The following is a 5,408-nucleotide window of genomic DNA, read 5'->3' on the forward strand; positions in this document are numbered from 1 at the left end:
CCAAATTATAAAGATGTTTCAGAAGCAAACAGCCCACCATAAAACGAATCGGATGGCTCGGATTGCCCACTTTAGAGTACAACGGCGAAAATTCGTTCTCGAAATAATTCCAATCTATTTTATCTGAAAGCAAAACGAGTTCGTGTTTATCATCAATAAAATCAACCAACATCGGGCGGAATAATTCTGGCAGTTTTTCTGGATTTTTTCCTAACATATTTGCAAGGTTTTAAAGCTCTAATATACAAATTCTTGCAATAAAAAACAAGCTATTTTAAACCCAAAATACTAATAATCAGTAAATTATAAGTGGTTTAAGGAGAGACTAGAAAAGGTACTATTAGAGTTTGCGAAAATCTTAAATGTTGAGCCATTAGAACATATTTTAAAAAAAATTCTTTTACAATCTAGATCTGCATCACTCACTGCTATTGTTTGCAGTATAGTTCTTGCATTTCCCGAGAAATGCTATAAAATTGCGTTATTTCTGTTTAGAACAATAGAATTTTTTCACACTGATAACAATAGAAAAATAAATGAATTTCAAGCTAAATCGTTGTACGGAATTGGTTACGGGATGAACAAAATCCCCGATGCAATTTATACAGATGAAAGATTAAAAACATGTGAAGAACAGCATCGTAATATAAGTCTAGAAAATTTGTTTTTGAACTATCAATTTACGGGTGTAAAAGGATTTACAGAAGATCAGAACAATGATTTTATTCAAGAAATTTATAAGATAATTGATAATTTTAAATCTAATTCCGAGGTTAATGAAATTTATGGAATTCTGTTAGCAAGAATGGATAGAAGAAATCTTGAGGGTAAAATTACTGAGGAAACAGATAATGGGTTTATAATTGAATTCAGCCCCAAACAACTTTCTGACGAACTAAAGTTAGAGATAGAGGAATCCAAAAAAGAATATGATGAAGTTTTTAAATATTCACCATTACATTTATGGTCGGATTTTATTAGTAATGAAAGAAACCCGAATAAAAACAATAGTTATCAGAAGTTTGATAATGACCCACTTTTAGCCCTAAATGAAACTAAGCAACTAGTAAAGGATCTTAAAGAAGGTAAAAATAAACTAGGTATTATTGGCTATTCAACTCCATCTTTTGTTTGTTCAAAATTATTAATTGAACATGTTGATTGCCTTGATGTGGATGATAAGCAATTTTGCAAAGAAGTTGTTGATTCAACTATATTTTTGTTGTTATCGGATGAATATGAATATCAAATTAGTGATGGCGTAGAAGCTTGTATTCGTGCAATTCCAGCCTTAATTTTTCAGTATCCCGAGGAGAAGGAATTCTATATTTCTTCACTGGTAAAAATACTCCTTGATAAGCATTCAATTGGTGCATATAAAAGAATTTGTGACTATGTTATAGAATCTATCCATAAATCAAAATTATGGGAAGATGATTATGAAGTGGCACAGGCGGTTTTGTTAGGTTACATTAATATTCAGCCTATTTTTAAAAATTTGGTAAACGAAAAAACAAAGAATAGATTTTATGGAGAGAGAATTTCGAAAAGGTTAATTTTTGAAGAATTAGAAAAAAACTATTCAGATACAAACTTTTTAGATTTGGTTTACGATGCCAATAAACTTAATTTATTAGATTTACATGGTCTGGAAATAGTGTATCAACTTTTGCCTTCTGAAACTAAATATAAAACACATTTAGATATTTTTTCTAAAACTTTACCGAAGGTTGCTCCGATTTTATTGAAGGATAGGAGAAATTATAAAAAAGAATTCGGAGAGGATTCTGAAATCCATTTTGTTCGTCTACAGATTTTCAGAAAATTTGCTAGTTTCATACTAGAAAGAGAAAATGAAGAAATACAAGCATTAATTGATCCATTCATTAATGAAATTTCACTTACTGAAGAAACAGCCTCATTTATTGAAGAAATTGTTGGAGCACAAGATAGATTAAATCGGTACAATAATTTCTGGAGGATTTGGCGGTTACTTTATTCAAAAATTAAGGAATTGAGCAGTAATTCAAAAAATTATTTTTTACAGAATATTATTATAAATTACTTCTTGGCTTGGCGATGGTGGCGCGAAGGTGTAGAAGATTGGCACAGTTTAAGAAGTGAAAGTTTACAATTTTTTCTTAATGCAAGTAACGAATTAGGTCATATTCCTTCTTTTTTATATTCTGTATCGAGAGTTTTAAATACAATTGGCTCTAAATTTACAATTGAAGGAATAGATTGGATTTATGCAGTAGTTCACCAAAATAAATCCTTAGATTTAGGCGATCTAGAAGGTAATACATTATACTATTTAGAAAACTTGCTTAGTAAATTTATTTTTCTACACAGGAAAGAAATAAAAGAGGAAATAAAACTTAAGCACAAAATAATTCCAATTCTTGATTTTATGGTAGAAAGAGGTTCTATCCATGCATATTTGTTGCGAGAAAGTGTTTTGTAAGATTTTAATTGAGCGAAAATGATAAATTCTAATATGAAAATCCTTTCTTGGAATATTAAACGTCCAAAAATCAACGATAAAAGAATTAAAGAAATAACAGAATCATTTCTGATTTCAGCGCAGACTTAATATTTCTAACGGAAACAAATACAAATATTGAGTTTCCTGAATATGATAATATTTCAACAAACGAACTTCCATCAAAGTATGACGGAATAGAATCCGATTATCCTTCTTTTTATTTATAATATTATCAAATACATTTCGTATATTTGTAACACAATAATATTAGTTATGTTCAATTAATCCGATTAAACACCCTTATAATGTTATTTACCTCACTTTCCAAAGCCCAAAAAAATATAATTCAAAATATTCGTGAGCGAAGATTACAAATGGATCTTACTCAAGAAGGTTTGGCGGAGAGATCTGGTGTTCCTTTATCTACTTTAAGAAAGTTTGAACAAACGGGAATGATTTCATTAGAATCTTTTTTGAAAATTCTTTCTATTGTGGGTGGTTTACAAGAGATGATCGAGGGCTTAAAACCAAATACACCTGCTTTTAAATCGATTGACGAAGTCATAAAGATTGACGAAAAAACCATTAAAAAAAGAGGAAGTAAAAAATGAGAACATCCATCAAAGAATTAAAAGTAGGATTGAATTTTGGATCAGAAATTCAACCGGTAGGACGATTAGCAATTCGTGATGGAATCATCTATTTTGAATACGTCAATGCTTTTCTTGAAACTAATTTAGAAATTTCGCCATTAAAATTTCCACTACAACGTGGAGTAATAGAACTTCCTAGAACACCTTTTGAAGGATTGGCAGGAGTTTTCAATGACAGTTTGCCCGACGGTTGGGGAAGATTACTTTTTGACAGGATGTTGAGAGCTGAAGGGATTTTACCGAATGAAGTTTCAGCTTTAGATCGCTTAGCGTACGTTGGATTAAATGGAATGGGAGCTTTGGTGTATGAACCTGATGAAAGTCCTGAGATTAATAATGATAAGATTGACCTTGATTTTTTGGCATCTCAAACTGAGCAAGTTTTGGAAGGCGAATCTGGAGAGGTAATCAATGAACTATTAGCTTTGAATGGATCTTCTGCTGGAGCGAGACCAAAAGCATTAATTGGGGTTGATACAGAAAGAAAAAATATTTCCCATGTTGCAGGTGATTTGAAAGATGGTTTCGAACATTGGATTGTGAAATTTCCAAATACACAAGATGGTAACGATTCAGGAGCTATTGAATATGTTTACTCATTAATGGCAGAAAATGCAGGTTTAGAAATGCCTGCTACACATTTATTTCCTTCAGAAAAAGGAAGTGGCTATTTTGCTGTAAAAAGATTTGACAGGGATAAAAATAAACGCTTCCACATGCACTCTGTAAGCGGATTGATTCATAGTAACTTTAGGTTTCCATCTCATGATTATGAAGATTTGTTGGCTTTAACGAATGTTCTTACCAAAGATATTCGAGAGGTTGAAAAAATGTTTCGATTGGCTGTTTTCAATGTAATGGCACACAATCGGGACGACCATGCTAAAAATTTCAGTTTTTTGATGGATGAATTTGGCGAATGGAAATTATCTCCTGCATATGATCTCACATTTTCTAATGGACCAGGAGGAGAACAAAGCACAATGGTGATGGGAGAGGGAAGAAATATTACTAAAAAGCACCTTGAAAAATTAGGTTTAGAAGCAAAACTTTCAAAAGAATTAATTAATGAAGTTATTCGAAAAACGGGCAATTCATTAAATAATTGGAAAATGTTAGCGAAGGTATATGGAGTTGATAAAGGGAATATTGATTTGATTGAGAGCAGAATTCGGATTTATTAATTATGCATGATTAAAATGCCATGTCTGATTTTTGGTATGATCGAACACAAAAAGTCGTATCTTCATAGAATAATATCTGTAAAATGATGACAGAAAAACAGGCGGAAAAACTCCAACTAAAAATCAAGAAAATAAAAGCAGAACTTGCCGCTGACAAACGACGTTGGGGAGGATTCTATGACGATAGCCGAGGATTGCGGTATTTGCCACCCGAACTCTACGTGAAATTGCAAGACTGGGACGGAGGACTTCGGTATTTGAAGTGGTTTGAGAAAAACTTCCCGGATGATATTGGTTTTCCAAATTTTTTGTTCGAGTGGACGGTGATTCTATTCAATAAAGGCAAACTGAAGGAAGCCGAACAGAAAGCATTTCAAACCTATTTTGGCAACACTTATCTTTTCGACACTGTTTTTGAACAGATTCCGTTAAAAATCATAAAATACGAAAACTCTAATTTGGAAAATCTGGAATATACTAAAGATTTCAAATACCGGCATCATCAGAAGGGTATGGAAGCGTTTGCAAATTGGCTTGGAGCTTTCATCCGGTCTGGAAAATTCATCGAAATTTCAAAGAAATTCGTAGACTTTCAAGTGTTGCTTTACAATGAAAAAGACAAAGAAGTGAGAAGTCATATTTTAGCTCAGGAAAGAAAGTTGATAAAAGAAGTAATGATGTAAATTTCCTTTAATAGTACTTTCCGAAGACGAAACTATTGGTGGCAACTACACCCAAAAGATATTGCAGCACCTTGGAAATGTACTACTTCAGTAATACATAAAATGTTTTTACCCTTTCAATTTCTATTGAACAAAACCCTGTTTTTATTGATTATCCGTTTTTAATCATAATCCTGTAATGTTAGCAATAATAAGCTTTTCAAAGAGTCTATCTCCAAAATATCTTCGATTTAGCTTGTAGATGAATTCGTTGAGATAGAGTTGAAGATACTTTCTTTTTATTTTGTGGTAATTGCCCAACAAATTTCTTTTGGCGTTGCTAATGGCAATATGAACCCATTTTAAAGTTTCTTCGGTAGTTTCTTTTGAACTTTTTTCCATAATATGAAGCTCTACAAAATCT

Annotated in this window: 5 protein-coding genes and 1 pseudogene; 4 read left to right on the forward strand and 2 right to left on the reverse strand. The window is 31.9% G+C overall.

Annotated features, from left to right (window positions below; genetic code table 11):
* Window positions 1–217: pseudogene (locus AP75_RS13305) on the reverse strand (IS5/IS1182 family transposase); the annotation flags it as partial.
* Window positions 218–577: 360 nt separating this feature from the next.
* Between AP75_RS13305 and AP75_RS13310 the strand changes: the two are divergent.
* The 4 genes from AP75_RS13310 (at window position 578) to AP75_RS13325 (ending at window position 5,005) form a co-directional block, all read left to right on the forward strand.
* Window positions 578–2,464 carry a hypothetical protein gene (locus AP75_RS13310; protein ID WP_143755902.1) on the forward strand — a complete coding sequence of 629 codons (1,887 nt, stop codon included), beginning with the start codon at window positions 578–580 and terminating at the stop codon, window positions 2,462–2,464.
* Between the two features lie 326 nt (window positions 2,465–2,790).
* On the forward strand, window positions 2,791–3,096 hold the full coding sequence (locus tag AP75_RS13315) for a helix-turn-helix domain-containing protein (RefSeq protein WP_031501534.1): 306 nt from the start codon (window positions 2,791–2,793) through the stop codon (window positions 3,094–3,096).
* A complete protein-coding gene (locus AP75_RS13320; protein ID WP_088264961.1) occupies window positions 3,093–4,322 on the forward strand; it encodes a type II toxin-antitoxin system HipA family toxin in 1,230 nt (409 codons plus the stop codon). Before AP75_RS13315 ends, AP75_RS13320 begins: the two co-directional genes overlap by 4 nt.
* Window positions 4,323–4,405: 83 nt before the next feature.
* Complete coding sequence (locus AP75_RS13325) at window positions 4,406–5,005, forward strand: hypothetical protein (RefSeq protein WP_185116487.1); 600 nt, start codon at window positions 4,406–4,408, stop codon at window positions 5,003–5,005.
* 165 nt (window positions 5,006–5,170) lie between these two features.
* On the opposite strand, the gene AP75_RS13330 is transcribed toward AP75_RS13325, so the two are convergent.
* Window positions 5,171–5,408 (reverse strand): transposase (locus AP75_RS13330; RefSeq protein ID WP_143755904.1); only part of this gene is annotated, 238 nt, incomplete at its 5' end.

This window comes from Kaistella haifensis DSM 19056 (assembly GCF_000735695.2).
Lineage (GTDB): Bacteria > Bacteroidota > Bacteroidia > Flavobacteriales > Weeksellaceae > Kaistella > Kaistella haifensis.

What these genes read in the sequence shown, in the direction of transcription:
- AP75_RS13320 (WP_088264961.1), top strand. Translation starts at nt 3,093, where the DNA reads ATGAGAACATCCATCAAAGAATTAAAAGTAGGATTGAATTTTGGATCA.
- AP75_RS13325 (WP_185116487.1), top strand. Translation starts at nt 4,406, where the DNA reads ATGATGACAGAAAAACAGGCGGAAAAACTCCAACTAAAAATCAAGAAA.
- AP75_RS13315 (WP_031501534.1), top strand. Translation starts at nt 2,791, where the DNA reads ATGTTATTTACCTCACTTTCCAAAGCCCAAAAAAATATAATTCAAAAT.
- AP75_RS13310 (WP_143755902.1), top strand. Translation starts at nt 578, where the DNA reads ATGAACAAAATCCCCGATGCAATTTATACAGATGAAAGATTAAAAACA.